Source organism: Streptomyces sp. 147326 (genome assembly GCF_045000215.1).
GTDB lineage: Bacteria > Actinomycetota > Actinomycetes > Streptomycetales > Streptomycetaceae > Streptomyces.
In genome coordinates this window covers 2170172-2195439 of record NZ_CP134201.1, presented here as the reverse complement: position 1 = coordinate 2195439, position 25268 = coordinate 2170172, and the positions used below count along the sequence as shown (strand labels likewise).

At 73.3% G+C, this 25268-nt stretch carries 22 protein-coding genes and 1 pseudogene; 16 read left to right on the top strand and 7 right to left on the bottom strand.

Annotation, left to right across the window (positions count from 1 at the left end):
* Window positions 1-71: 71 nt before the first annotated feature.
* Entirely contained in the window at window positions 72-872 is an 801-nt protein-coding gene (locus tag RIU97_RS09885; protein ID WP_404955283.1) for a PaaX family transcriptional regulator C-terminal domain-containing protein, read from the bottom strand.
* A gap of 4 nt (window positions 873-876) precedes the next feature.
* Complete coding sequence (locus RIU97_RS09880; protein WP_404955280.1) at window positions 877-2544, bottom strand: AMP-binding protein; 1668 nt, start codon at window positions 2542-2544, stop codon at window positions 877-879.
* A gap of 127 nt (window positions 2545-2671) precedes the next feature.
* On the opposite strand from RIU97_RS09880, the gene RIU97_RS09875 reads away from it, so the two are divergent.
* A complete protein-coding gene (locus RIU97_RS09875; protein ID WP_404955279.1) occupies window positions 2672-3817 on the top strand; it encodes an acyl-CoA dehydrogenase family protein in 1146 nt (381 codons plus the stop codon).
* Window positions 3814-4212 (top strand): RidA family protein, encoded by a 399-nt coding sequence (locus RIU97_RS09870; protein ID WP_404955277.1) that lies wholly within the window; start codon window positions 3814-3816, stop codon window positions 4210-4212. Before RIU97_RS09875 ends, RIU97_RS09870 begins: the two co-directional genes overlap by 4 nt.
* Before the next feature lie 35 nt (window positions 4213-4247).
* Here the strand turns inward: RIU97_RS09870 and RIU97_RS09865 are convergent, their stop codons facing one another.
* Window positions 4248-4457 carry a 4-oxalocrotonate tautomerase family protein gene (locus RIU97_RS09865; RefSeq protein WP_401613793.1) on the bottom strand — a complete coding sequence of 70 codons (210 nt, stop codon included), beginning with the start codon at window positions 4455-4457 and terminating at the stop codon, window positions 4248-4250.
* Between the two features lie 54 nt (window positions 4458-4511).
* Window positions 4512-5279: an SDR family NAD(P)-dependent oxidoreductase gene (locus tag RIU97_RS09860; protein ID WP_404955275.1), complete on the bottom strand. Its 768-nt coding sequence runs from the start codon at window positions 5277-5279 to the stop codon at window positions 4512-4514.
* Between the two features lie 108 nt (window positions 5280-5387).
* Here RIU97_RS09860 and RIU97_RS09855 point away from each other — a divergent pair, with 108 nt between their 5' ends.
* Window positions 5388-6311: a LysR family transcriptional regulator gene (locus RIU97_RS09855; RefSeq protein ID WP_404955273.1), complete on the top strand. Its 924-nt coding sequence runs from the start codon at window positions 5388-5390 to the stop codon at window positions 6309-6311.
* Here RIU97_RS09855 and RIU97_RS09850 read toward each other — a convergent pair.
* The gene (locus tag RIU97_RS09850) at window positions 6274-7839 is read right to left on the bottom strand and encodes a flavin-containing monooxygenase (RefSeq protein WP_404955272.1); all 1566 of its coding nucleotides are present in this window, start codon (window positions 7837-7839) and stop codon (window positions 6274-6276) included. The genes RIU97_RS09855 and RIU97_RS09850 overlap by 38 nt on opposite strands.
* Window positions 7840-8036: 197 nt before the next feature.
* Here RIU97_RS09850 and RIU97_RS09845 point away from each other — a divergent pair, with 197 nt between their 5' ends.
* The 3 genes from RIU97_RS09845 (at window position 8037) to RIU97_RS09835 (ending at window position 10050) form a co-directional block, all read left to right on the top strand.
* Window positions 8037-9062 carry an aromatic ring-hydroxylating dioxygenase subunit alpha gene (locus RIU97_RS09845; protein WP_404955270.1) on the top strand — a complete coding sequence of 342 codons (1026 nt, stop codon included), beginning with the start codon at window positions 8037-8039 and terminating at the stop codon, window positions 9060-9062.
* A gap of 137 nt (window positions 9063-9199) precedes the next feature.
* On the top strand, window positions 9200-9835 hold the full coding sequence (locus RIU97_RS09840; RefSeq protein WP_404955269.1) for a VOC family protein: 636 nt from the start codon (window positions 9200-9202) through the stop codon (window positions 9833-9835).
* Between the two features lie 77 nt (window positions 9836-9912).
* Entirely contained in the window at window positions 9913-10050 is a 138-nt protein-coding gene (locus tag RIU97_RS09835) for a hypothetical protein (RefSeq protein ID WP_404955268.1), read from the top strand.
* A 13-nt stretch (window positions 10051-10063) separates the two neighbouring features.
* On the opposite strand, the pseudogene RIU97_RS09830 reads toward RIU97_RS09835, so the two are convergent.
* A pseudogene (locus tag RIU97_RS09830) lies at window positions 10064-11016 on the bottom strand (IS481 family transposase).
* Between the two features lie 123 nt (window positions 11017-11139).
* Entirely contained in the window at window positions 11140-12510 is a 1371-nt protein-coding gene (locus RIU97_RS09825) for an aminopeptidase P family protein (RefSeq protein WP_404955266.1), read from the bottom strand.
* A 202-nt stretch (window positions 12511-12712) separates the two neighbouring features.
* Here RIU97_RS09825 and RIU97_RS09820 point away from each other — a divergent pair, with 202 nt between their 5' ends.
* The 10 genes from RIU97_RS09820 to RIU97_RS09775 all read left to right on the top strand — a co-directional run bounded on the left by RIU97_RS09820 (window position 12713) and on the right by RIU97_RS09775 (window position 25248).
* Window positions 12713-15097, top strand: a complete 2385-nt coding sequence (locus tag RIU97_RS09820; protein ID WP_404955265.1) for a collagenase — start codon at window positions 12713-12715, stop codon at window positions 15095-15097.
* An 82-nt stretch (window positions 15098-15179) separates the two neighbouring features.
* Window positions 15180-16403: an NAD(P)/FAD-dependent oxidoreductase gene (locus tag RIU97_RS09815; RefSeq protein ID WP_404955264.1), complete on the top strand. Its 1224-nt coding sequence runs from the start codon at window positions 15180-15182 to the stop codon at window positions 16401-16403.
* Entirely contained in the window at window positions 16403-16714 is a 312-nt protein-coding gene (locus RIU97_RS09810) for a (2Fe-2S)-binding protein (RefSeq protein ID WP_404955262.1), read from the top strand. Before RIU97_RS09815 ends, RIU97_RS09810 begins: the two co-directional genes overlap by 1 nt.
* 373 nt (window positions 16715-17087) lie before the next feature.
* Window positions 17088-18521, top strand: coding sequence for an FAD-dependent oxidoreductase (locus RIU97_RS09805; RefSeq protein WP_404962801.1), 1434 nt, complete (start codon window positions 17088-17090; stop codon window positions 18519-18521).
* Between the two features lie 74 nt (window positions 18522-18595).
* A complete protein-coding gene (locus RIU97_RS09800) occupies window positions 18596-19516 on the top strand; it encodes a dihydrodipicolinate synthase family protein (protein ID WP_404955261.1) in 921 nt (306 codons plus the stop codon).
* A 20-nt stretch (window positions 19517-19536) separates the two neighbouring features.
* Complete coding sequence (locus RIU97_RS09795; protein WP_404955259.1) at window positions 19537-20541, top strand: proline racemase family protein; 1005 nt, start codon at window positions 19537-19539, stop codon at window positions 20539-20541.
* Entirely contained in the window at window positions 20538-21554 is a 1017-nt protein-coding gene (locus tag RIU97_RS09790; protein ID WP_404955257.1) for a proline racemase family protein, read from the top strand. Before RIU97_RS09795 ends, RIU97_RS09790 begins: the two co-directional genes overlap by 4 nt.
* Window positions 21555-21598: 44 nt before the next feature.
* On the top strand, window positions 21599-22507 hold the full coding sequence (locus RIU97_RS09785; protein WP_404962800.1) for an ornithine cyclodeaminase family protein: 909 nt from the start codon (window positions 21599-21601) through the stop codon (window positions 22505-22507).
* 66 nt (window positions 22508-22573) lie between these two features.
* Window positions 22574-23284 (top strand): GntR family transcriptional regulator, encoded by a 711-nt coding sequence (locus RIU97_RS09780; protein WP_404955255.1) that lies wholly within the window; start codon window positions 22574-22576, stop codon window positions 23282-23284.
* 221 nt (window positions 23285-23505) lie between these two features.
* Window positions 23506-25248, top strand: a complete 1743-nt coding sequence (locus RIU97_RS09775) for an ABC transporter substrate-binding protein (protein WP_404955253.1) — start codon at window positions 23506-23508, stop codon at window positions 25246-25248.
* Window positions 25249-25268: the final 20 nt, after the last annotated feature.

The window sequence follows — 25268 nt, the reverse complement described above, 5'->3', positions numbered from 1 at the left end:
GGCTGCGGCGGAGGGTACGGAGGAATATAGGAGTGATGCGTCACGCCACCTCGTGACGCGGCCTTCGCCGCCTACGGTTCCACGAACGCCGCCCCGCGATCGCGCAGCCGCTCGTGCAGCTCGGCGAAGACGGCCGCCGCCCGGTCGCCCGGCCAGCCCGCCGGGAGCAGCTCGCGCGGCAGGCCCGGGTCGGCGTACGGCAGGCGCCGCCAGGAGTCCAGCGCGAACAGGTAGCCGCGGTAGGCCTCCTCCGGCGTCGGCTCCGGGCCCGACTGGAGTGCGCGCACGGCCGGTTCGTGCAGGTCGAGGAATTCCTCGTGCTGTTTGGCCAGGGCCGTCAGGTCCCACCAGCGGGCCACCGCCTCGGCGCTCGGCGCGAAGCCGAGGTGGGCTCCGCGGAACAGCTCCACGTACGGCGTCAGGTGCAGCCGCTCCAGCGTGTGCGCGGTCTCCTCGGCCAGCCGGGCCGGGGCGATCCACACGCCCGGCGCCACCGCGCCGAACCCGAGCCGGGCCAGCCGGGAACGCAGCAGGTGCCGCTTGTTCCGTTCCTGCTCCGGGACGGAGAACACCGCCACCAGCCACTCGTCCGACAGCTGCGGACTGCCGTAGATCCGGCGGTCGCCGTCGTCCAGCAGCTGCTGCGCCTCCTCGGAGAGCCCGTACGCCGCCGAGCCGTCCGCGGCGCGCTCGGGCAGCAGGAAGCCGCGCCGCTTCAGCCGGGACACCGACGAGCGGACCGACGTGGCGTCCACGCCGACCGCGCCCAGCAGGCGGACCAGCGCGGACACCGGGACCGGGCCCTCGAAGGCCCGCCCGTAGGCTCCGTAGAACGTGACGATCAGAGATCGCGGGGTGTGCTGCTCGACCACGGTTTCACTCTAGGCCGTCGGGCCGGTGGGGCCGGTCGGGCCGGTCCGGCAGGGTGCCGAGGTCCCGCAGCCGGAAGCGCTGCAGCTTGCCCGTGGCCGTGCGCGGGAGCGCGGGGAGGAAGACGAAGGAGCGCGGGCACTTGTGCGGGGCCAGCTCCTCCCGCATGAAGGAGCGCAGGGCCTCCTCGGTGAGGACCACACCGTCACGTGCGACGGTGTACGCCACCACGATCTGCCCGCGTCGCTCGTCCGGGCGGCCCACCACCGCCGCCTCCACCACGTCCGGGTGGCGCAGCAGGGCCTCCTCCACCTCCGGGCCCGCGATGTTGTACCCCGCCGAGACGATCATGTCGTCGGCCCGGGCGACGTAGCGGAAGTAGCCCTCCGGATCGCGCACGTAGGTGTCACCGGTGAGGTTCCAGCCGTCCTGTACGTACTCACCCTGCCGGGGGTCCGCCAGGTAGCGGCAGCCCACCGGGCCGCGTACGGCCAGCAGCCCCGGTTCGTCGTCCGGGACCGGCCGGCCGGACCGGTCCACCACCCGGGCCTGCCAGCCCGGGACCACCCGGCCGGTCGTACCGGGCCGGATCTCCTCGTCGGCGGCGGAGATGAAGATGTGCAGCAGCTCGGTCGCCCCGATGCCGTTGATGATCCGCAGGCCGGTGCGTTCGTACCAGGCCTGCCAGGTGGCGGCGGGCAGGTTCTCCCCGGCCGAGACGCAGCGGCGCAGCGCGGACAGGTCGTACATGCCCACGTCGTACGGGCCCAGGGCGTCCAGCATCGTCCGGTACGCGGTGGGCGCGGTGAACAGCACCGTCACCCGGTGCTCCGCGAGCGCGGGCAGCAGCCGGCGCGGCACCGCCTCCTCCAGCAGCAGCGCGGACGCGCCCGCCCGCAGCGGGAAGACGACCAGCCCGCCGAGGCCGAAGGTGAACCCGAGCGGCGGGCTGCCCGCGAACACGTCGTCCGGCCGGGGGCGCAGCACGCTGCGGGAGAAGGTGTCGGCGACGGCGAGCAGGTCGCGGTGGAAGTGCATGCAGCCCTTGGGCCGGCCGGTGGTCCCGGAGGTGAAGGCGATCAGGGCGACGTCGTCGGCGGAGGTCGGGGCGGCCGGGAAGGCCCCTTCGTGTCTCTCGGCCAGCCGCAGCAGGTCGTCCCGGGCGCCGCCCCCGTACGCGGTGATCCGCAGCCCCGGCACCTCGGCCTTGACCAGGTCGTCCAGCACGTCGGCATGGCACAGGGCGTGCTGGACCCGGGCCATCGCGCACACCGTGGCCAGCTCCTTCGCGCGCTGCTGGGGCAGTACGGTCACCGCCACCGCGCCGGCCTTCATGACCGCCAGCCAGCAGGCGGCGAGCCAGGGACCGGTGGGTCCGCGCAGCAGCACCCGGTTGCCGGGGACGACGCCGAGGTCGACGGTGAGCACGTGGGCGAGACGGTCCACGCGCTCGCGCAGCCCGCCGTACGTCCACACCTCGCCCGCGCCGCTGCGGAAGGCCGGGCGGTCGGCGCCCTCGGGGCCGAACCGGGCGATGGTGGCGTCGAGCAGCTCCGCCCCGCAGTTCAGACGGTCGGGGTAGGCCAGTTCGGGCAGATCGAAGACCAGCTCCGGCCAGGTGTGGGCGGGTGGCAGATGGTCACGGGCGAAGGTGTCCGTGTGAGCGGAAGGCATGAGGTCCAAGGCGGGTCGCCCCCTGCAGCGGTCCGGAGTGGGGTGGGGCCGGCCGTGCTGTTGCCCTACGAGCGTATCGTGATGGTGACGGCAGTCAACAGGACGCGATAGATGCGGGGACATTCGGATGACCGGATTCGCGCTCGGGGTGGACCAGGAGGAGTGGTGCGGGCAGTTGCGCGCACTGGCGGCCGACCGGCTGAGGCCGCTGGCCGAGAAGGGGGAACCGGGAAGGGTCAACCGGCCGCTGCTGGCCGCGCTGGGTGAGCTGGGCCTGCTGGAGCGGGTGTTCGCCTCGGGCGCGCTGGAACTGTGCCTGCTGCGCGAGTCCCTCGCCTACGGCTGCACGGAGGCCGAGACGGCTCTCGCCCTCCAGGGGCTGGGGGCGTACCCGGTGCTCCGGGCCGGGAGCGAGGCGCAACGGGAGCGCTGGCTGCCGCAGGTGCGCGCCGGGCGGGCGGTCGCGGCCTTCGCGCTGAGCGAGCCGGGCGCCGGCTCGGACGCGGCGGCGCTGGCACTCGCGGCCGATGCCGACCCGGACGCGCGGGGCGGCTGGCGGCTCAGCGGGGAGAAGTGCTGGATCTCCAACGCCCCGGAAGCGGATTTCTACACGGTGTTCGCCCGGACGGGTGAAGGGCCGGGGGCGAAGGGGGTCTCGGCCTTCCTGGTCCCGGCCGACCGCCCCGGACTCTCCGGCGAACCGCTGGACATGCTGTCCCCCCACCCGATCGGCTCCCTCGCCTTCGACGGGGTCCCGGTCGGCCCGCGGGACCTGCTGGGCGAACCCGGGCGGGGCTTCCGTGTCGCGATGGACACCCTGAACCTCTTCCGGCCGAGCGTCGGCGCCTTCGCGGTGGGCATGGCCCGGGCCGCGCTCGACGCGACGCTGGCGTACACGGCGGGGCGGGCGGCCTTCGGCGGGACGCTGAGCGACCTCCAGGCGGTGGCGCACCGGGTGGCCGAGATGGCCACCCGCACGGAGGCGGCCCGGCTGCTGGTCTACGCGGCGGCCGGGGCCTACGACCGGGGCGCCGCGGACGTTCCGCGCCGGGCGGCCATGGCGAAACTGCTGGCCACCGAGACGGCCCAGTACGTGGTCGACCACGCGGTCCAGCTGCACGGCGCGGTCGCCCTGCGGCGGGGCCACCTGCTGGAGCACCTCTACCGGGAGGTGCGGGCGCCGAGGATCTACGAGGGGGCGAGCGAGGTGCAGCGCACGATCATCGCGAAGGAGCTGTACGGCACGCTGCCCGGGGAGGTGGCGGCCGGATGAGCCCGGACCGGATCAACCCGCCGGAACTGTCGCCGGCGACGGGCTTTTCGCACGCGGTCGCCGCCACCGGATCCCGGCTCGTCTTCCTGGCCGGCCAGACCGCCCTGGACGGCTCGGGCAAGGTGGTGGGGGAGACCCTGCCGGAGCAGTTCGAGGTGGCCCTGACCAACCTCCTGGCCGCCCTCGCGGCGGCGGGCGGCGCCGCGAGGGACCTGGCCAGGGTGACGGTGTACGCCGTGGACGTGGCGGCGTACCGCGAGTGCTCGGCCGAACTGGGCCGGATCTGGCGCCGGCTGGCGGGCCGCGACTACCCGGCGATGGCCGTCATCGGCGTGGTCCGCCTCTGGGACGAACAGGCCCGGGTCGAACTCGACGGGGTCGCGGTCCTGCCGTGACCGCTGAAGCCGGAGAGGAGCGGGGCCCGCGCCGCTCAGCTCCGCGCACGGGTCCGGCGGTACTCCCGCGTCGTGACGCCGCCGACGCCCCAGTCCTCCAGGTCGACCTCGTCGATGAGCACGAAGGTGGTGGCCGGGTCCTTGTCGAGGACCCTGACCAGCAGGTCGGTCACACCGGCGATGATCTCGGCCTTCTGGGCGGCGGTGGCGCCCTCACGGGTGATCTTGACGTTGACGTACGGCATGGCGGTGGATGTCCTTCCGGTGAAGAGGGGAGTGCGCGGGCGGGCAGGCGGGGCTCAGGCGGCGCGGCCGGTCACGTGACCGCCGTCCACGCGCAGGGCGTGGCCGGTGACGAACGTGGCGCCCGCGAGGTAGAGCACGGCGTCGGCGACCTCGGGGGCCTCGCCGACCCGGTTCAGCAGGGCGAGTCCGCCGAAGGAGTCCACGTCGGAGCCCGCGTGCAGCGGAGTGCGGATGATGCCGGGCGACACGAGGTTGACGCGGATCCCGTCGGCGGCGAGCTCGGCGGCCAGGCTGGTCGTCAGCGCGTGCACTCCGGCCTTGCTGACCACGGGTGCGGAGGCCGGGAAGCCGGCCAGCGCGTGGTCCACCAGGACGGTGCCGATGTTGACGATGCTGCCGCCGCGGCCCTGGGCGCGCAGTGCCCGCACCACGGCCTGGGTGGTGAGGTAGGTCCCCTTGAGGTTGCCCGTCAGGAATCCGTCGAGCTCGGCCTCGCTGACCTCGGTGAAGGGCTTGGAGGCGAAGGTGCCCGCGTTGTTCACCAGGACGTCGATTCCGCCGAACCGGTCGAGCGCGGTGCGGACGAGCGTCTCACCGGTCTCCGGTTCGGCGATGGCGCCCGAGACCCAGGCGGTCCGCTCCGGGTGTCCGAGACCGGCGGCGGCCTTGGCGAGGCGGTCGGAGTCCCGGCCGTTGAGGACGACGTTGGCGCCGCTCGCCAGGAAGGCGCGGGCGATGTCCAGCCCGATGCCGCTGGAGGAGCCGGTGACGAGGGCGGTGATGGTGGTGGTGTCGGAGTTGGCGTTGGCGTTGGCGGTCATGGTGTGTGCCTTCCGGGGCGAGGGGTCCGTCCTGCTGACACCGGAAACCTACGAACCATCAACCCATAACACCACGACGAAAATTGAAGCGTGTCATAATCCCGCGTTATGGATGTGGATCTGCGCGACCTGGAGCTCCTGGACGCCACCGCCGAGGCCGGCTCGCTGACCGCGGCCGCCGAGAGGCTCTACGTGAGCCAGCCGGCCCTCAGCCAGCGGCTCACCCGCCTGGAGGCCCGCCTGGGCATGCCCCTCTTCGACCGAAAGGGCCGCCGCATGGTCCCCACCGCCGCCGGCCGCCGGATGCTCGTGGCGGCCCGCCAGGTCCTCGGCGAACTGGCCTCGGCCTCCCGGGACCTGAGGGAGATCCGCGACGGACGCGACCGGCGGGTCCGCTTCACCGCGCAGTGCAGCACGACCTTCCCCTGGCTGCCGCCCGTACTGCGCGCCTTCCGCGAGCGCGAGCCGGACATCGACGTACGCCTGGAGACCGTCCCCGACGACGCGCCGATCCCGGCGCTGCTCGCCGACCTCGTCGACGTCGCGCTCGTCACCAAGCCGGACCTGCAGATGGACCGGGTGTCCCTGACCAGGCTGTTCGACGACGAGATGATGGCCGTGGTGCCGGCCGGACACCCGTGGGCCGCGCGGGCGCACCTGACCGCCCGTGACTTCGACGGCGTCGACATGGTCCTCTACGACGGCTACGACCAGAGCCGCATCCCCTCGATGCCGCTGCCGATCCCGCCGGGCTCCCGGCCCGGCCGGATCACCACCATGCCGGTGGTCACCGAACTGGTGGTCGAGATGGTCGCGGGCGGCCAGGGCGTGACGGTCCTGCCCAACTGGGTGGCCGCCCCGTACGTCGCCTCGCACGGCCTCGCCCTCGTGCGGATCGGCGCGGAGCCGCTGACCCGCACCTGGTTCTGCGCCACGCGGACCGGGCCGCGCCCGCCCCATCTGGAGGCCTTCGTCGAGGAGCTCACGACCTGCCTCACGGCCCCCCGGGCCGCGCTCCCGGGCGGCGGATGAGAGGCCCGTCGGAGAGCCGATCCCGCCCCTCGCGGGGCGCCGGCAGCGCCCCCGGCAGGGTCCAGACGTACGCGTCCGGGGAGAAGGCGTGCAGGCGCTTGACGAGCCTGGCGGTCGACCACGGCCAGGAGAAGGTGTTGACGCCCGGCAGGCCGAAGTAGTAGCCGGACCCCCCGACGGGGCTGTAGACGGTGGTGCGCAGCGCCTCGCGCAGGGCCCGCTGGTGGGCTGCCTCGGCTTCGGGCCTGACGTCCAGCGCGGCGGACCCGCTGCTCCGCAAGTGGGTGAGGGCGGTGGCGACGTAGCGGAGCTGGGCTTCGAGGACGGTGGGCACGGCGGTGGTGCCGGTGAGCAGGTTCGGCCCGACGAGGAGGAAGAGGTTGGGGTATCCGCTGACGCTGGTGCCCAGGTAGGCGCGGCGATCGTCCGCCCAGGTCCGGGCCAGCGGAACGCCGCCGGTGCCGTACAGCCGGCGGGCCAGGGGGATCTCGCCGACGTGGTAGCCGGTGGCGAGGACGATGACATCGGCGGGTGCGCGCCTGCCGTCGGCTCCGATGACGTGGGAGCCCTCCACGGCGGCCGCGCGGGTGGCGTGCAGGCGGACGTTGGGCCGGGTGAGGGTGGGGTAGTAGGCGTCGGAGGTGATCAGGCGGCGGCCCCCGAGGCGGTAGTCGGGAGTGAGCGCCTCCCGCAGGGCCCGGTCCGGCACGGAAGTGCGCAGGTGCAAGCGGGCCACGGCTTCCAGGGGCCGCAGCAGGCGGGGGTGGCGCAGGGGCAGGCCGACGGCCTCCTGGGTCCAGTGGTGCATGCCGCGCAGTGCGCGGCGTGCTGCCGGACGGCGCCCGAGGAAACCGTGCAGCCGGGCGGGCAGCGGGTAGTCGGGCTTCGGGAGCACCCAGTGGGGTGTGCTCTGGAAGACGTCGAGGTGAGCGGCCGCCGGCTGGATCTCGGGCAGGAACTGGACGGCGGACGCTCCGGTGCCGACCACCGCGACACGGCGCCCGGCCAGGTCGGCGTCGTGGTTCCAGCGGGCGGAGTGGAAGACGGGGCCGGGGAAGGCGTCGAGGCCGGGGATGCCGGGAAGGCGGGGCCGGTGCCAGGGGCCGGTGGCGACGATCACGGCCCGGGCCGTGTACGCACCTGCCGTGGTCTCCAGGCTCCAGCGGTGCGCCCCGGGCTCCCATCGGGCGTCCAGCACCTCGGTGCCGTAGCGGATGGCGTCGTCCGCGCCGTGCGTGGACGCGGTGAGCCGCAGGTAGTCGAGGATCTCGGACCGGTCGGCGAAACAGCGGCTCCAGGGGTGGGGAGCGAAGGAGTACTCGTACAGCATCGCGGGCACGTCGCACCCGCATCCCGGGTACGTGTTGTCCCGCCAGGTCCCGCCGAGGCGATCGGCCTTCTCCAGCACCACGACGTCGTCGAATCCGGCCCGGCGCAGGGCGATCACGGCGGCCACGCCCGACAGACCGGCCCCGATGACGACGACCTCCGCCGCCTGACGGTCACTGCCGGACGTTTCACCGGCCACGTCTGCTCCCTCCCCGCACCGTGAGCATCGCGGCCGGCGCCGGATCGCTCCCGACAGCGACTTGACGATCACTCAGGGCGACCGAGCCTAGGTCCTCCGGTCATCGGGCGGGGGGTCGTGCCGTGCGCTTGGCTCGTACGAGTGATCTTGTCCGGCAGGTGAAATCCCCTGCCCCTTTCTGTGGTTGGCTGCCGGTCATGACGACGAGGGACGCACCGTCCGGGGCCGGCGGCGGTCCGCAGCCTGCCGTCGAGGACCCGGGACGGCATCTCCCGTACCCCAGCGGGTGGTTCTGTCTGGCACGCTCGCGCGAACTCGCCCCCGGCAACGTCCTGACCCGCCGGTTCACGGGCGAGGACGTCGTCCTCTACCGCACCCGCGACGGCCGGGCCCGCGCGGTGCACCCGTACTGTCCCCACCTCGGCGCCCATCTCGGTGCGGGCGGCACCGTCGAGGGCCAGTACCTGGTGTGTCCCTTCCACCGCTTCGCCTTCGCCCCCGACGGCACCTGCGCCTCGACGCCCCACGGCCCGCCACCGCGCGCCCGCCTGCGGCACCACGCCGTCAGCGAGCGCAACGGCTTCCTCTTCGCCTGGTACGAACCGGACGGCGCGCCGCCCGCCTGGGAGGTGCCCGGCACCCTCCAGACGGGGGTCGTGCCGACGGCCGCCTGGAGCACGGAGGTGCGCACCCACCCCCAGGAGATCATCGAGAACACCCTCGACTACCGGCACCTGCCCGTCCTGCACCAGGTGGCCGTACGGGAACTGGAACCGCCGACGGTCCAGGGCGCCCTCCTGCGCATGCGGCTGCGCCTGGGGCCGGACAGGCCGGCGGCCCTGAAGCGGCGGATCCAGGCCGACCACTCGTTCCTCATGGCGGGGCTGGGACACCTCCGCGTCGAGCTCCCGCTGCCCTCGCTCGGTCTCGTCAGCTACCTGTGGGCCATGCACACGCCGACCGGGCCCCGGAACACCCGCATGCTCGTGGCGACGGCCTGTGCGGACCTCCACGCGCCGGACGCCGCGTCGGCTTCACTCCCGCGGCGCGGCCTGCACCGGGCCTTCGCCCACGCGATGCTGAGGACCGCGGTCGGCAAAGTCCGCCAGGACCTGAGGATCTGGAACACCAAACGCTACGAGCCGCACCCCCGCCTCGCCGCGAACGACGAGGCGATCGGCCTCTTCCGCCACTGGGCCCGCCAGTTCTACCCGTCGCCCTGAGGGGCGCGTACGGGGTGCCCGGCCGGGAGACGGTAGAGCCTGTCTCTTGGAATCCACGGCTGAATCCACGGCGGACGCGGCCGGGGCGACGGGCGTGTCGTCGGGATGTGTGCGGGTTGTCGGGTGATGATGGCGCAGTGCGACTTGATCACGTGTCCTATGCGGTGGCCCGCGACAGCTTCGTCTCGACCGTCCAGTGGATCGGATCGGCCCTCGGCGCCGGTTTCGTCGACGGGGGCGTGCACCCGCGATTCGGCACCCGCAATTTCATTCTCCCGCTGAGCGGCGGCACCTACGTCGAGGTCGTCACCACACTCGACCACCCCGCCGCCGACCGCGCACCCTTCGGCCAGGCGGTCGCGCGCCGCGCCGCCGAGGGCGGCGGCTGGCTCGGTTGGGTGGTCTCCGTCGACGACATCGCCCCGGTCGAGGCCCGCCTCGGCCGCACCTCGGCCGAGGGCCACCGTGTCCGCCCCGACGGGTTCGACCTGAGGTGGAAGCAGATCGGCCTGCTGGAACTGCTGGAGGACCCGCAACTGCCCTACTTCCTTCAGTGGTTGGTCCCCATCGAGGAGCGCCCGAGCGCCGAGCCGCGCACCTCCACCACCATCCACGGGGTCTCCATCGCCGGCGACGCCGCCTCCATCGCCGAATTCCTCGGCGAACCGGCCGACCACCCCCTCGACCGGATCGACGTCACCTGGGTCGAGGACGAGGAACCGGGCCTGGTCTCGGTCGAGTTCGCCACCGCCCACGGCCCGGTCACGATCTGACCAGGGCCCGACTGCCCCGCGGGAGCAGCCGGCTCCACCGGGGCGGCCTGGCGGGACTTGCCCGACCGGTACGGGCCGTGGAAGACGGCAGCGTCGAACGCTGCACCAACCGCCTCAAGCAGTGGCGCGGCCCGGCCGCACGATGCAACAAACTCGCCATCGCCTACCGGGCAGCACTCCACCTCGCCGCCATCCTCCTCTGGGCACGACGCTGACCAAAGAGACGGCCTAGCTGTATTGCCCTGTGAGGTTGGGGACGCGGCTGGCGGGTGGTTTGCCTGCGAGCGCGGTGTGTCCGCGGTGGTGATTGTAGGTGTGTAGCCACTGCGGGAACGCGTCGCGTCGTTCCTGCTCGCACTGGTAGGGACGGGCGTAGGCCCATTCCTCCAGGAGGGTGCGGTTGAGGCGTTCGACCTTGCCGTTGGTCTGGGGCCGGTAGGGCCGGGTTCGCTTGTGGGTGATCCCGGCCGCTGCCAGGGCGTCGCGCCAGGTGTGGGATTTGTAGCAGGCCCCGTTGTCGGTCAGGACCCGTTCCACGGTGATCCCGCACGAGGTGAAGAACGCCTGTGCCCGCTGCCAGAAGGCGGTCGCGGTCTCCTTCTTCTCGTCGGTCAGGATCTCGCTGTAGGCGAGGCGGGAGTGGTCGTCGACGGCGGTGTGGATGTAGCTGTAGCCCAGGCGGGGCGTTTCTTGCGGCCGGCCTGGCGGCCCAGGGTCTTGTGGCCGCCGCCGTCGGGGATGTTGCCGAGCTTCTTGATGTCCACGTGCACCAGTTCGCCGGGCTTCTCGCGTTCGTAGCGGCGTATGACACGGCCGGTGGCCCGGTCCAGATGGCTCAGGCGGGCCAGCCCGAAGCGGGTCAGGACGCGGTGCACGGTCGAGGGCACCAAATCCAGCAGGTGGGCGATGCGGGCCGGTCCCCAGCGGCGCAGGACACGGACCTTGATGATCCGGCGTTCGGTGCGGTTCGGGATCCGGCGTGGGCTGTGATGCGGGCGCGAGGACCTGTCACGCATGCCCGCCTCGCCGTGATCGCGGTAGCGGTCGGCCCACCGCTGGGCCGTGGTCGGCGAGACCCGGAAACGCTCGGCGGCCCGCCGCAGCGGCCAGCCGTCCACGACCACGCAGTGGGCCAGGCGCAGCCGTCCGGTCTCGGTCAGGGGTGCATTACGGTGGGGCATGAGGGCCTTCTGTCGTTCGGTGGAGATGTCGCAATCCACACCGAACCCGGAAGGCCCTCACCCGTTCAAGACGCCTCAGCCGAGACCTGCATCACCCGTCCACAACCTCCCGGGGCAATACACCTAGCCCTCCAGCAGGCGGCCCATCCACTCCTCGATCCCGGCGACCGTGCGCGGCAGCGCGCCCGACATCAGGCGGGCGCCGTCTGCCGTGATGACCAGGTCGTCCTCGATGCGGACCCCGATGCCCCGCAGCTCCGCCGGGAGGGTCTCGTCGTCGGGCTGGAGGTACAGGCCCGGCTCCACCGTGAGGACCTGGCCCTCCTCCAGGACGCCGTCCAGGTAGGTCTCCGCCCGCGCCTTCGCGCAGTCGTGCACGTCCAGTCCCAGCATGTGCCCGCTGCTGCACAGGGTGTACCGCCGGTGCAGGTCGCCCTCCGCGTCCTTCAGGACTCCCCACTCCGCCAGGCCCTCCGCGATCACCCGCATCCCGGCCCGGTGGAAGTCCCCGAAGCTCGCGCCCGGGCGCAGCGCCGCCATGCCCGCCTCCTGGGCGGCCAGGACCAGCTCGTAGACCTGCCGCTGGACGGGGGAGAAGCGGCCCGACAGCGGGAGGGTGCGGGTGATGTCGGCCGTGTAGAGGGTGTCCGTCTCCACGCCCGCGTCCAGCAGGAGCAGTTCGTCCCCGTTGAGCCGGCCGTCGTTGCGGATCCAGTGCAGCGTGCAGGCGTGGGCGCCCGAGGCCGCGATGGTCTCGTACCCGGTGCCGTTTCCCTCGGCCCGCGCGCGCAGGCCGAAGACCCCCTCGATCCACCGCTCCCCGCGCGGATGGGCCAGCGCGCGCGGCAGGGCCCGTACGACGTCCTCGAAGCCCGCCGTCGTGTGGTCGACGGCCAGCTGGAGCTGCTCGACCTCCCACGCGTCCTTCACCAGGCGCAACTCCGAGAGCACGGAGGCCAGTTCCGCGTCGGAGGCCGCGTCGCGGCCCGCCGGTGACCCCAGCTCGTCCAGGTGCGCGCAGCGGATGCCGGTGAGGCGCTGTGCCTCCGCCAGGTCCGGCCGGCGGCCCACCCAGAACTCCCCGTACCTGCGGTCCCGGAAGAACTCCTCGTTGCCGTCCGCCCGCGGCGAGCGCGGCCGCAGGTAGAGCACCGCCTCGTGCGCGTGCGGGCCCGAGGGCTCCAGGACCAGGACGTGACCGGCCTGGTCCTCGCCCGCGAGGCCCGTCAGCCAGGCGTACGCGCTGTGCGGGCGGAAGCGGTGGTCGCAGTCGTTGGAGCGGACCTTCAGTTCGCCGGCCGGGACGATCAGCCGCTCGCCGGGGAAGCGGGCCGAGAGCCGTGCCCGGCGGGCCGGGGTGACGGCGTGGGCCGGGACGCGTGTGGAGTCGGGGAGCGGGGAGGCGGCCCAGTCGCCCGCCATGAAGCGGGACAACTCCGGTGATACCGGGCGGTCGTGACTGCCCGTGTTGAGGAGGGCGGGGGTCTCGGTCACGAGGCTCCTTCAAGAAAGATGCGAACTGGTGGGCGCACAGGTCTTGTCAGTGCAATTTCACATTACTATGTTACAGCTCACACCGCGGCACGTTAACCCCCGTCAAACGCCGTGTGACCCAGGGCAGTTGGCCCAGAACTGACGAACTCAGGGCAGTTCCCGCACCACCCCCCACCTCACCCTCTCCAATCAGGAGTTCTCGGTGTTCCAGCACAGAGCAGTGCGCTCTTCCCTCCTCGCCTCCGCCGTGGCCGTGACCCTCCTCGCCACCGCGGGTCAGGCCACCACGCAGGCCGCCACGCCGCAGGCCCCTGCCCCGGCCGCCTTCGCCGGCGCCCAGGCCGCGCCCGCCCCCGGCCCCACGGGGAACCCGTTCGACGAGGTCGACCGCCTCGCCAACGCGAAGGACAACGCCCCCGCGCCCGCCCCCGCCCCCGGCGGGCAGGCCATCACCGGTCAGGTCCCCGGCGCGGCGACGGCCGCCTCCGCACCCGTCGACGACCTGCAGAAGCGCGGCAGGACCGCCAAGGCGGCCCCCACGGCCAAGAGCGTCGCCGCCGGCGTCCCCTGCACCCTCGACGGGATCGCGAACCTCACCCCGGAGCAGTTCGCCGACTTCCTCGGCGACCAGGCCGTCCTCGCCGACGGCTGCCTGCGCGGCCTCATCTGGACCTGGGACGCCCGCCTGGCCCCGGTGATGTCGGACGCGCACGTCCAGGCCGTCTCCCGCCGGATATCCGCCCTGGCCGCCGCCCACGACGGCCGCAACTCCTCCCACCTGGAGGAGATGTTCACCTACCTGCACGCGGTCGCCTACCACGACTACTCGCGCTCCGAGATCGACGTCACCGACGCCCCGACCGTCGACGCCATGCGCCGGGCCATCGCGGACTTCGGCAACGCCGCCCGCACCTTCGACGTGACGCCCGCCAACGCCCGCACCCTGCGCGAGGCCCTCTACGCGGCCAGCGCGCCCGGCCTGCGCCAGCACCAGCTCGGCCTCATCAAGAAGGTCCTGGCCACCATGGACCCGGCCCACCCGGCCACCCACCACGACGCGACCTGGGCGGGAGCGGCGCTCGCCGCCCTCTCCGTCAGCTACCTCGGCGTCTACCCCGGCAACCAGGACACCGCCTTCCACTCCGCCGTGGCGGGCGACGCCTCCTACCGCGCCGCCTTCAAGGCCTTCTCGGCGTACACGCACCTCAAGGGCACGGCCAACGCCTGGGTGGCGCGCGACGCGCTCAGCGAGTACGCCCGCTTCGGGCAGGTCGACGGCCTCCGGGACCAGGTCGTCGCCGACCTCGGCGCGCTGCTGGGGCCCGTCAAGGCCGGCTTCGGCGACGGCAGCGAGCAGTGGGCCAAGCTCGTCTCCTGGCTCAACTTCTACGAGGCCTGCAAGCCGTACGGGGTGTGCAAGGAGGACATCGAGAAGCAGCTCTTCCCCTACACCTACTCCTACGACAACGGCGCCATCAAGGTCCGCACCGCCCTGGACCGGGCCACCGTCGACCAGCTGTACTACGCGAGCAAGCAGGTCAAGTCCCAGTACCACCGGGTGCTCGGCACCGAGCAGCCGCTCGCGGGCGACCCCAACACCACGCTGAACATCGTGCTCTACGCCTCCCGCGCCGACTACGTGAACTACCACCCGATCCTGACCGGCTACGGCACCGAGAACGGCGGCATCTACATCGAGAACGGCGCCACCTTCTACACCTACCAGCGCCGTGTCCCGCAGGACTCCTCCCTCACCCTCGAGGAGCTCTTCCGCCACGAGTACACGCACTACCTCAACGGCCGCTACGCCGTCCCCGGCTTCTTCGGCGAGGGCCCCTGGTACGAGGGCGACCGCACGACCGCGATGGACGAGGGCACGGCCGAGTTCTTCGACGGCGCCACCCGCGACAACGGCATCGCCGTCCGCAAGTCCCTCGTGAAGAGCATCATCAGCGACACCTCCGGCGGCGGCCCGCGCATGAGCGTCGAGCAGCTGCTGAACGCCACCTACGACGGCGACGGCTTCCGCTTCTACAGCTACGCCGGCACCTTCTTCGAGTTCCTGTGGACCGAGAAGCCCTCCCTGCTGCGCGAGATGTACACCCACCTGCGGGCCGACGATGTCGCGGCGTACGACGCCTGGCGCCACCGGATGGGATCGGACACCTACCTCCAGCGCGACTACGACCGCTTCCTGGACGCGCAGATCGCCAAGGTCGACCAGCTCTACGTGCCGAACACCTCCTTCACCCCGAACGACCAGCTGCGCGACTCCGCGCTCGCGTCGGTGAAGTCGGCCTTCGCCACGGCCACGTACAACACCCCCGACTGCGTGGAGAACGGCGACGCCGGCAAGCGCCGGTTCACCTGTACCGGCCGGATCACCGCGAACCTGAAGAACTGGCGCAGCGACGACCAGAACTTCAAGGACGTGTCGGAGACGGTCGACTACTTCATCCTCGACCGGGCGGGCGCGGCCTCCAACAACCTCGCCGACATGAACTGCTCCTTCGGTCCGCTGGAGATCTGGAGCAACAAGAAGGCGGGAAGCTCGAGTTACAGCTGTGAGGGACCGCTCCGCAGCTGACCCGGCACCGGACCGGTCCCGCGCCCGAGGAGGGTGCGGGACCGGTCTGGGCAGGCACTAAAGAATGTGACATATTACTGCCGTGCTCAAGAGACATTCCCTGGACGCCGTGATCATCGGCGCCGGCGTCGTCGGGGCGGCCTGCGCGTACTACGCGACCCGCGCCGGGCTCTCCGTGGCCGTGGTCGACCGCGGCCCCGTCGCGGGCGGCACGACCGGCGCCGGCGAAGGCAACCTGCTCGTCTCCGACAAGGAGGCGGGACCGGAACTCGACCTCGCCCTCCTCTCCACCCGGCTCTGGACCGAACTCGCCGCGGTCCTCCCGCGCGCGATCGAGTACGAGCCCAAGGGCGGGCTCGTCGTCGCCCCGGACGACACCACCGTGCAGGCCCTGCGGAGCTTCGCCGAGGGCCAGCGCAAGGCCGGGGTCGACGCGGTCGAGGTGCCCGCGGACGCCCTGCACGAACTGGAGCCGCACCTGGCCCCGGGCCTGGCGGGCGGGTTCCACTACCCGCAGGACGCCCAGGTCCAGCCGGCCCAGGCGGCGGCGCGGCTGCTGGCCGCGTCCGGAGCCGAGGTGTACCTCGGCGAGGAGGTGACGGGCGTACTGCTGGACCGGGGTGCCGTACGAGGGGTCAGCACCCCGCGCCGCGAACTCCTGGCCCCGGCCGTGGTGAACGCGGCCGGCACCTGGGGCGGCCACATCGCCTCGCTGGCCGGGGTCTCCCTGCCCGTCCTCCCGCGCCGCGGCTTCGTCCTGGTGACCGAGCCGCTCCCGCGGGTGGTCCGGCACAAGGTCTACGCCGCCGACTACATCGCGGACGTCGCCAGCGGCTCCGCCGCCCTGCAGTCCTCGGCCGTGGTCGAGGGCACCCCGTCCGGCCCGGTCCTGATCGGCGCCACCCGGGAGCGGGTCGGCTTCGACCGCTCCCTCTCGACGGAGGCCCTGCGCCGCCTGGCCGCGCAGGCGGCGGCGCTCTTCCCGGTGCTGGCCGACGTCCGGGTCCTGCGCACCTACCACGGTTTCCGCCCTTACCTCCCGGACCACCTTCCGGCGATCGGCCAGGACGCCCGCCGCCCCGGGCTGCTGCACGCCTGCGGCCACGAGGGAGCGGGCATCGGCCTGGCCCCCGCCACCGGCCTGCTGATCGCCGCCGCCCTGACGGGGGCCGAACCACCACTGCCCGCGCACCCGTTCCGCCCGGACCGCTTCGGTACGGACGCGAGCCCTGCCGACACGCCCGCCGACACGCCCGCCGACACGCCCGCCGACACGCCCGCCGACACTCCCGAGGAGCCCTCCTGATGCGCAGCCCCCGCTCCCTGGTCGGCGGCACCCCGGCGGCCGCGCACGAGATCACCTTCGACGGCCGCGAACTGCCCGCCCTGCCAGGCCAGAGCATCGCCGCCGTGCTCTGGGGCGCCGGGATCCTGGCCTGGCGGACCACTCGCGAGGGCGGCGCCCCGCGCGGCGCGTTCTGCGGGATCGGCAGCTGCTACGACTGCCTCGTCACCGTCAACGGCCGCCCGAACCAGCGCGCCTGCCTGGTCCCGGCCCGGCCGGGGGACTCCGTCACCACCCAGGAGGGAACCGGCCATGCCGACCTCACCGTCTGAACCCGCCGGTCGCGCGGGCCGCGCGGATCCCGCAGGCCTGCCGGGTCCTGTCGCCGTGTCGACGCCGGCGCCCGCCGCCGCGCCCGTGCCGCTGCCTGCCGCCGTGCCGGCGCCTGCCGCCGTGCCGGCGCCTGCCGCCGTGCCGGCGCCTGCCGCCGTGCCGGCGCCCGCTGCGGTGTCCGCTTCCGGGCCCGCGCCGGCCCGTGCCGATCTCGCGATCGCCGGCGCCGGTCCGGCCGGGCTCGCCGCCGCCGTCACCGCTGCCGCCGACAGCCCTGCCGCTGCTCCTGCCGTGTGCCCGTCCGGTCCCGCCGCGAGTCCGGCTGCCGGCGCCGCCGCGAGCCCCGCCGCCGCTTCCGCCGCTGCTCCTGCCGTGAGTACCGGCGCCCCCGCCGTCGACCTCGCCGTCGTCGGGGCCGGGCCGGCCGGGCTGGCCGCGGCCGTCACGGCCGCCGGGCTCGGGCTGCGGGTCACCGTGCTCGACGCGGGCGACCGCCCCGGCGGGCAGTACTACCGCCACCCCGCCCCGGGCCTCGGCGCGGCCCGCCCCGAGGCCCTGCACCACGGCTGGTCCGACTTCGCCCGCCGCGAAGCCGCCCTGCGCGCCCACGAGTCGGCGGGCCGGATCACCTACCTCCCGCTGCACCACGTGTGGACGGTCGTCCCGGGCGGGGCGGCCGGGGCGCACCGCGGGCCTGCCGCGCCCGCCCCGGAGTGGGTCCTGCACGCCGTCGCCGGTCACGCCCCCGGGGAACGCGCCGCCGTCGTCACGGCCCGGGCCGTGCTCATCGCCACCGGCGCCTACGAGCGGCAACTGCCCTTCCCCGGCTGGACCCTGCCCGGGGTGGTCGGGGCCGGCGGAGCACAGGCCATGCTGAAGGCCGGGCTGGTCCTGCCGGGCAAGCGGGTGGTCGTCGCCGGGAGCGGGCCGCTGCTGCTCGCCGTGGCCGGCTCCCTCGCCGCCGCCGGAGCCACCGTGCCCGCCGTGGTGGAGGCCGCCGCCTACACCGCGTACGCCGGCCAGGTCCCCGCCCTGATGCGCAACCCCGGCAAGATCGTCGAGGCCGCCGGCTACGGCGGGGCGCTGGCCCGCCACCGCGTGCGGCTGCTGACCCGGCACGCCGTCACCGAGGCCCACGGCACCGGCCGGGTCGAAGCCGTCACCGTGGCCCGGCTCGACCGGGACTGGCGTCCGCTGCCCGGTACCGCCCGCCGGATCCCCTGCGACGCCCTCGCCGTCGGCCACGGGCTCGTGCCCCAGCTCGAACTCGCCACCGGCCTCGGCTGCGCCACCCGGCGCAGCCCCGACGGCACCGTCGCCCTCGTCCTCGACGCCGAACAGCGGACCTCCGTCCACGGCATCTGGTCGGCGGGCGAGACCGGCGGCATCGGCGGGGCCCAACTGGCCATGACCGAGGGCGAACTGGCCGCCCACTCCATCGCCGGCGTGCCGTGCGGCCCCCGGCTCGCCCGCCGCCGCGCACGGCTGCGCGCCTTCGCCGACGCGATGGCCGCCGCCCACCGCCCGGGCGGGGGCTGGACCGAATGGCTGCGCGACGACACCGTCGTGTGCCGCTGCGAGGAGGTCCCGGCCGGCCGGATCCGGGAGGCGGCCGAGGACCTCGGCGCGCGCGACGCCCGTACCGTCAAGCTCCTGACCCGGGCCGGCATGGGCTGGTGCCAGGGCCGGATGTGCGGCCCCGCCGTCGCCGCGCTCGCCGGGGAGGAGCAGCCGGCCGACCGGCGGCCGTTGTCCTGCCCGGTCCCGCTGCGCCAACTCGCCGAACTTCCGCCCGCGGACCGCTGATCGGGGCGCCCCGGCCCTTGTGGCCGTCCCGCACCCGCTAGTAAAATGTCACACACCACTCTAGGGAGCCTCTCATGACCCACGCGCACACCCCCGCGCCCCGCATCCGCACCCGCCCCTGGCACGGCATCATGGTCGCCACCACGCTCCCGCTGCGCCAGGACCTCGGCGTCGACTACGACGCCTACGCCGCACACGTGGCCTGGCTGATCGCCAACGGCTGCGACGGCGTGGTCCCCAACGGCTCCCTCGGGGAGTACCAGACCCTCACCGACGAGGAGCGCGCGCGGGTCGTGCGCACCGCCGTCGAGGCCGCCGGGGACGGCGCCCGCGTCATGCCCGGCGTCGCCGCCTACGGCAGCGCCGAGGCCCGCCGCTGGGCCGAACAGGCCGCCGAGGCCGGCGCCGGCTCCGTACTCCTCCTGCCGCCCAACGCCTTCCGGGCCGACGAGGAGACCGTACGCGCCCACTACGCCGAGGTCGCCCGCGCCGGGCTGCCCGTCGTCGCGTACAACAACCCGTACGACACCAAGGTGGACCTGACCCCGGCCCTCCTCGCCCGGCTGCACGCCGACGGTTCGATCGTCGCCGTCAAGGAGTTCAGCGGGGACGTGCGCCGCGCCTACGAGATCGCCGAGCTCGCCCCCGGTCTCGACCTGCTCATCGGCGCCGACGACGTCCTGCTCGAACTGGCCCTCGCGGGCGCCGTCGGCTGGATCGCCGGCTACCCCAACGCCCTGCCCCGGTCCTGCGCCACCCTCTACCGGGCCGCCGTCGAGGGCGACCTCACCACCGCCCTGCCGCTCTACAAGTCCCTGCACTCCCTGCTGCGCTGGGACTCCAAGACCGAGTTCGTCCAGGCCATCAAGCTCTCCATGGACCTGGCGGGCCGCCCCGGCGGCGCCACCCGCCCGCCGCGCTTCCCGCTCACCGGCGAGACCGAGGCCGCCGTCCGCGCCGCCACCGAGAAGGCCCTCGCCGAGGGCCTCAACTAACCAGCTGGAGGGGACGCCTGATGCGTACGCGCCACGTTTACCACGCGGTGGACTCGCACACCGAGGGGATGCCGACCCGGGTGATCACCGGGGGAGTCGGGGTGATCCCCGGTGCCACCATGGCCGAGAAGCGGCTCCACTTCATCGAGCACACGGACCACGTCCGCACCCTGCTCATGTACGAGCCGCGCGGCCACTCCGCGATGAGCGGCGCGATCCTGCAGCCCCCCACCCGCCCCGACGCCGACTACGGCGTCCTCTACATCGAGGTGTCGGGCCTGCTCCCCATGTGCGGGCACGGCACCATCGGTGTCGCCACCGTCCTCGTCGAAACGGGCATGGTGCCGGTCGTCGAGCCGGTCACCACCGTCCGGCTCGACACCCCCGCCGGACTGGTGAGCGTCGACGTCCGCGTCGAGGACGGTGCGGCCACCGCCGTCACCCTCACCAACGTCCCCTCCTTCAGCGTCGGCCTCGACCTGAAGGCCGAGGTCCCCGGCCACGGCACGGTCACCTACGACCTCGCCTACGGCGGCAACTTCTACGCCTTCGTCGAACTCGACGCCCTCGGCCTTCCCTTCGACCGCGCACGCAAGGACGACCTGCTCGCCGCCGGACTCGCGGTCATGGACGCGATCAACGAGGGCGACGACCGGCCCGTCCACCCCGAGAACCCCTCCATCGCCGGGGTCAAGCACGTCTACCTCGCCGCCCCCGGCTCCGACGCCCGCCGCTCCCGGCACGCCATGGCCATCCACCCCGGCTGGTTCGACCGCTCGCCCTGCGGTACGGGCACCAGCGCGCGGATGGCCCAGCTGCACGCCCGCGGACTCCTGGAGCTCGGCACGGACTTCGTCAACGAGTCCTTCATCGGCACCGAGTTCACGGGCCGGCTGGTCGCCGAGACCACCGTCGGCGGACTCCCGGCCGTGGTGCCCACGGTCACCGGACGGGCCTGGATCACCGGCACCGCCCAGTACTTCCTCGACCCGACCGACCCCTTCCCCGGAGGCTTCCTGCTGTGATCACCGTCCGAACGGTGGACTACCACACCGCCGGCGAGCCCTTCCGGATCGTCGACTGCGGCGCGGAGGGCCCGGCCGTGCCCGGTGACAGCGTCGCCGAGCGCTGCGCCACCGCCATCGGCCCGGGAGGCTCGGGGACCGCTCCGCGCCGGGGCGCGCTGGACGACGTACGGCGCCTGCTCGTGCAGGAGCCGCGCGGGCACGCCGGGATGTACGGGGGGTTCGTGGTCCCGGCCGACGACGACGGGGCCCACTTCGGCGTGCTGTTCTGGCACAAGGACGGCTACTCCACCGCGTGCGGCCACGGCACCATGGCCCTCGGGGCCTGGGCCGTGGACACCGGCCGGGTCGCCGCCCCGGACCACGGTGACGCCCAGGTGCGCATCGACGTACCGTCCGGGCGGGTCACCGCGACCGTGCACCGGGACGGCGGCCGCACCACCGGGGTCACCTTCCGCAACGTGCCGGCCCGGGTGGGGGCCCGCAAGGTCCCCGTCGCCACCACCCTCGGACTCGCCGAGGTGGACATCGCGCACGCCGGGGCCTGTTACGCCTCCGTCCGCGCCCGCGACCTCGGCCTGGACGTCTCCCGGGCTTCCCTGCCCGCCCTGGTGCGGGCCGGCCAGGAGATCCGGGCCGCCCTCGCCACGCACCCCGCCACCTGGCACCCCGACGGCCCGCTGCTGTCCGGGGTGTACGGGGTGATCCTCCACGAGGAGCTCCCCGACACTCCCTTCGGGCCGCACCAGCGCAACGTCACCGTGTTCGCCGACGGGCAGATCGACCGCTCGCCCTGCGGCTCCGGCACCTCGACGCGGCTCGCGCTGCTCGCGGAGGACGGGCGGCTCGGCCCCGGCGAGGACCTGCTGAACGAGTCGGTCACCGGCACCATGTTCACCGGGCGGATGCTGGACGGCGGTGTCACCGAGGTCACCGGCACCGCCTACCGCACCGGCGAACACGCCTTCGTGCTCGACCCGCACGACGCCCTCGGCAGCGGGTTCTCACTGTGAAGGGGCCCGCCGCGAGCGGCCTGCGCCACTTCGGCGCCGGGGAGATGGCCGCCCTGCTCACCCCGGCCGCGGCGACCGAGGCCCTGGCCGCCGCCCTGCGCGGCGGCCTCGACCCGGAGAGCTGCCCGCAGCGCACCGCGCTCGCGGTACCGGGCGGGGGAGAACTGCTGTTGATGCCGGCCGCGTCCGGCTCGTACGCGGGGGTGAAGATCGCCGGGGTGGCGCCGGGCAACCCGGCCCGCGGACTGCCCCGGATCACCGGCTCCTACCTGCTGCTGGCCGGGCCCACCCTGCGCCCGCTGGCCCTGCTCGACGGCGCGGCCCTCACCACCCTGCGCACGCCGGCCGTCTCCGCCCTCGCGCTGCGCCACCTGGCTCCGGCCGGCCGCCCGCTGCGGCTGGTGCTCTTCGGCTCGGGACCGCAGGCATACGGGCACCTGGAAGCGGCCCTCTCGGTGCGGGAGTTGGCCGAGGTGGTGGTGGTCGCACGCGACCCGGCGAGCGGCGAGCGGCTCGCCGCGCACGCCCGCGGGCTGGGGCTGCCCGCCCGGACCGGCACCCCGAAGGCGGTGGCCGACGCCGATCTGGTCATCTGCTGCACCACGGCCCGGGAACCGCTCTTCGACGGGCGCCTCGTCGGCCCGGGCGCCACCGTCGTCGCCGTGGGATCGCACGAGCCGACCGCCCGGGAGACGGACACGGCCCTCGTGCGACGCGCGGCCGTGTACGTGGAATCCCGTGCGGCGGCCCTGCGCGAGGCCGGCGACCTGCTGGTCCCGGAGGCGGAAGGGGCGATCGGGCCCGGACACATCACCGGTACGCTCGCCGACCTGGTCGCAGGGCGGATGCCGGCGGGCGGGGCGCAGAGTTGTCCACAGCTCTTCAAGAGCGTGGGCATGGCCTGGGAAGATCTCGCCGTGGCGGTCGCACTGTGCGAGGCCGCCGGAGTGTGAGCAGCGCAACGTGACATTGTACGCTGTTCCTCTGCGCGTCGGTGGTGGGGTCTCGGAGGAAATGCAATGGGTGACCTGAAGCAGCACAGTCTCATCAAGGCCCAGGAGCGGCTCCGCGACCAGGTCGGCCACGCACTCCGAGCCGCTCTGATAGCGGGTGAGCTGCGCCCCGGCAGCGTCTACTCGGCACCCGGCCTCGCGGCCGAACTCGGCGTCTCGGCCACCCCGGTCCGCGAGGCCATGCTCGACCTCGCCCGCGAGGGGCTGGTCGAGCCGGTCCGCAACAAGGGCTTCCGGATCACCGAGGTCAGCGAGCGCGACCTGGACCAGTTCACCGAACTGCGAACGATGATCGAGGTGCCGACCATCGGCCGGATCACGAAGATCGCCACGACCGAGCAGCTGGAGGCGCTGCGGCCGATCGCGGAGGAGATCGTCACCAGCGCGCGCGAGCACAACCTCATCGGCTACCTGGAGGCGGACCGCCGCTTCCACCTCACGCTGCTCGGGCTCGCCGGCAACGACCGGCTCGTCGAGACCGTCGGCGACCTGCGCAAGCGGTCCCGGCTGTACGGCCTGACCGGCCTGGACGAGGCCGGCAAGCTGGTCTCCTCGGCGGAGGAGCACATCGAGCTGCTCGACCTGATGATCAGCGGCGACGCCGCGGCGGCCGAGGCCTGCATGGTCCGCCACCTCGGCCACGTCCGCTCCCTCTGGGCCCAGGGCCGCGACGAACCGGTGGGCCGCACCCCGGGGGGCCTCGGCTCCGGCTTCTAGTCTCCGCCTTCGGACTCCGGCCCCTCGGCTCCGGACTCCGCCTCTCGGCTCCGACAGGGCCCGCCACGGCGGGCCCTGTCGCGTACCCGGCCCAACTGCCCTCCAGGTGACCGTATTTGGACACGGCTGGATAACGGGCTGCTCAACCCCTTGTCAGTACAATTTCACATTACTATGTTACCGGTCACATCCTAGAGCGCGGCCCTTCACTGGAGTGACCCATGACCAAGCGCACCCAACTCGCCCTCGCCACCGCCCTGGTGGCGGCTCTCGCACTCGGCGCCTCGGGCTGCTCCGACACCAAGAAGGGCTCCGCCGGCGCCGGCGCCTCCAACCCCGCCGCCGCCAACGACGGCAAGATCCTCGGCGGCAGCCCGGTCAAGGGCGGCACCCTCACCGTCCTGTCCAACCAGGACTTCGCGCACCTCGACCCCGCCCGCAACTGGGTCATGCCGACGATGGACTTCGCCACCCGGCTCCTCTACCGCACGCTCGTCACCTTCAAGGCCGAGCCCGGCAAGGCCGGCAGCGAGCTGGTCCCCGACCTGGCCACCGACCTCGGCACCCCGTCCAACGGCGGCCGCACCTGGACCTTCACCCTCAAGGAGGGCGTGAAGTACGAGGACGGGACGCCGGTCAGGGCCCAGGACGTCAAGTACAACGTCGAGCGCTCCTTCGCCCCCGACCTCACCGGCGGCCCCGACTACGCGGCCCAGTACCTGGCCGGGACCGAGGGCTACAAGGGCCCGCTCCAGGGGCAGCACCTCGACTCCGTGAAGACCCCCGACGACCGCACGATCGTCTTCGAACTCAAGCGCCCGGTAGCGGAGTTCTCCGCGACCGCCACCCTGCCCACCTTCTCGCCCGTACCCCAGTCCCAGGAGAAGGGCACCCAGTACGACGCCCGCCCGTTCTCCTCCGGCCCGTACAAGATCGAGTCGTACGACCGCGACAAGAAGCTGGTCCTGGTCCGCAACGAGCACTGGGACGCGAAGACCGACACCGTGCGCAAGGCCTACCCCGACAAGTTCGTCGTCGTCATGGGCCTCAAGGGCGGCCAGATCGACGACCGCATCATCGCCGGCGAGGGCGCCGACGCCTCCACCGTCCAGTACGCCGACATGCGCCCCGAGAGCGCCCCCAAGGTGCTGCCCAAGCCGGACGTCAAGGCGCGCCTGATCGCGGAGTCCAAGGGCTGTACCGAGATGCTCTTCCTGAACAACTCCCGCGCCCCCTTCGACGACCCCAAGGTCCGCGAGGCCATGCAGTACGCCGTCGACAAGGAGGCCGTGGTCACCGCGGGCGGCGGCCCGGCCCTCAACGAGATCGCCACCGCCTACCTGCCCCCGGCCCTGACCGGCGGCAAGCAGGCCGACACGCTGAAGATCGCCCCGGCCGGCGACCCGGCCAAGGCCAGAGAACTGCTGAAGGCCGCCGGGAAGGAGAAGCTCAAGGTCTCCCTGTCCGTCTCCACCGGTGACAAGGGCGCCGCCGAGGCCATCCAGCAGGGCCTGTCCCGCGCGGGCATCGAGGTCGTCATCGACACCGTCGACCCCGGCGCGTACTACGACGTCATCGGCGACCTCGCCACCACCCCCGACATGACCTTCACCGGCTGGTGCCCCGACTACCCGTCCGGCTCCACCTGGATCCCCTTCGTCTTCGACGGACGCACCATCAAGGACAAGGGCAACCAGGGCAACTACAGCCAGTTCCGCGACGAGGCGACCATCAAGCGGATCGACGAGATCAACAACATGGCCGACGCGAAGCAGGCCAATCAGGCCTGGATCGACCTGGACGCGGAGCTCATGAAGAAGTCCCCGTCCATCCCGGTCCTGCTGGAGCGCAAGCCGCTGCTCGTCGGCCCCAACATCGCCGGCGCGTTCGGCCACCCCGTGTGGACCGGCGAGATCGACTACGCGACGGTCGGCCTCAAGGACCCGTCGAAGAGCCAGGGCTGAGGAATCCGGAGCCACCGCCA

Excerpts from the sequence above, each read along its gene's own strand:
- RIU97_RS09880 (WP_404955280.1), bottom strand. The coding sequence starts at position 2,544 with ATGCCTTCCGCTCACACGGACACCTTCGCCCGTGACCATCTGCCACCC.
- RIU97_RS09875 (WP_404955279.1), top strand. The coding sequence starts at position 2,672 with ATGACCGGATTCGCGCTCGGGGTGGACCAGGAGGAGTGGTGCGGGCAG.
- RIU97_RS09870 (WP_404955277.1), top strand. The coding sequence starts at position 3,814 with ATGAGCCCGGACCGGATCAACCCGCCGGAACTGTCGCCGGCGACGGGC.
- RIU97_RS09865 (WP_401613793.1), bottom strand. The coding sequence starts at position 4,457 with ATGCCGTACGTCAACGTCAAGATCACCCGTGAGGGCGCCACCGCCGCC.
- RIU97_RS09860 (WP_404955275.1), bottom strand. The coding sequence starts at position 5,279 with ATGACCGCCAACGCCAACGCCAACTCCGACACCACCACCATCACCGCC.
- RIU97_RS09855 (WP_404955273.1), top strand. The coding sequence starts at position 5,388 with ATGGATGTGGATCTGCGCGACCTGGAGCTCCTGGACGCCACCGCCGAG.
- RIU97_RS09845 (WP_404955270.1), top strand. The coding sequence starts at position 8,037 with ATGACGACGAGGGACGCACCGTCCGGGGCCGGCGGCGGTCCGCAGCCT.
- RIU97_RS09810 (WP_404955262.1), top strand. The coding sequence starts at position 16,403 with ATGCGCAGCCCCCGCTCCCTGGTCGGCGGCACCCCGGCGGCCGCGCAC.
- RIU97_RS09800 (WP_404955261.1), top strand. The coding sequence starts at position 18,596 with ATGACCCACGCGCACACCCCCGCGCCCCGCATCCGCACCCGCCCCTGG.
- RIU97_RS09795 (WP_404955259.1), top strand. The coding sequence starts at position 19,537 with ATGCGTACGCGCCACGTTTACCACGCGGTGGACTCGCACACCGAGGGG.
- RIU97_RS09785 (WP_404962800.1), top strand. The coding sequence starts at position 21,599 with ATGGCCGCCCTGCTCACCCCGGCCGCGGCGACCGAGGCCCTGGCCGCC.
- RIU97_RS09780 (WP_404955255.1), top strand. The coding sequence starts at position 22,574 with ATGGGTGACCTGAAGCAGCACAGTCTCATCAAGGCCCAGGAGCGGCTC.
- RIU97_RS09775 (WP_404955253.1), top strand. The coding sequence starts at position 23,506 with ATGACCAAGCGCACCCAACTCGCCCTCGCCACCGCCCTGGTGGCGGCT.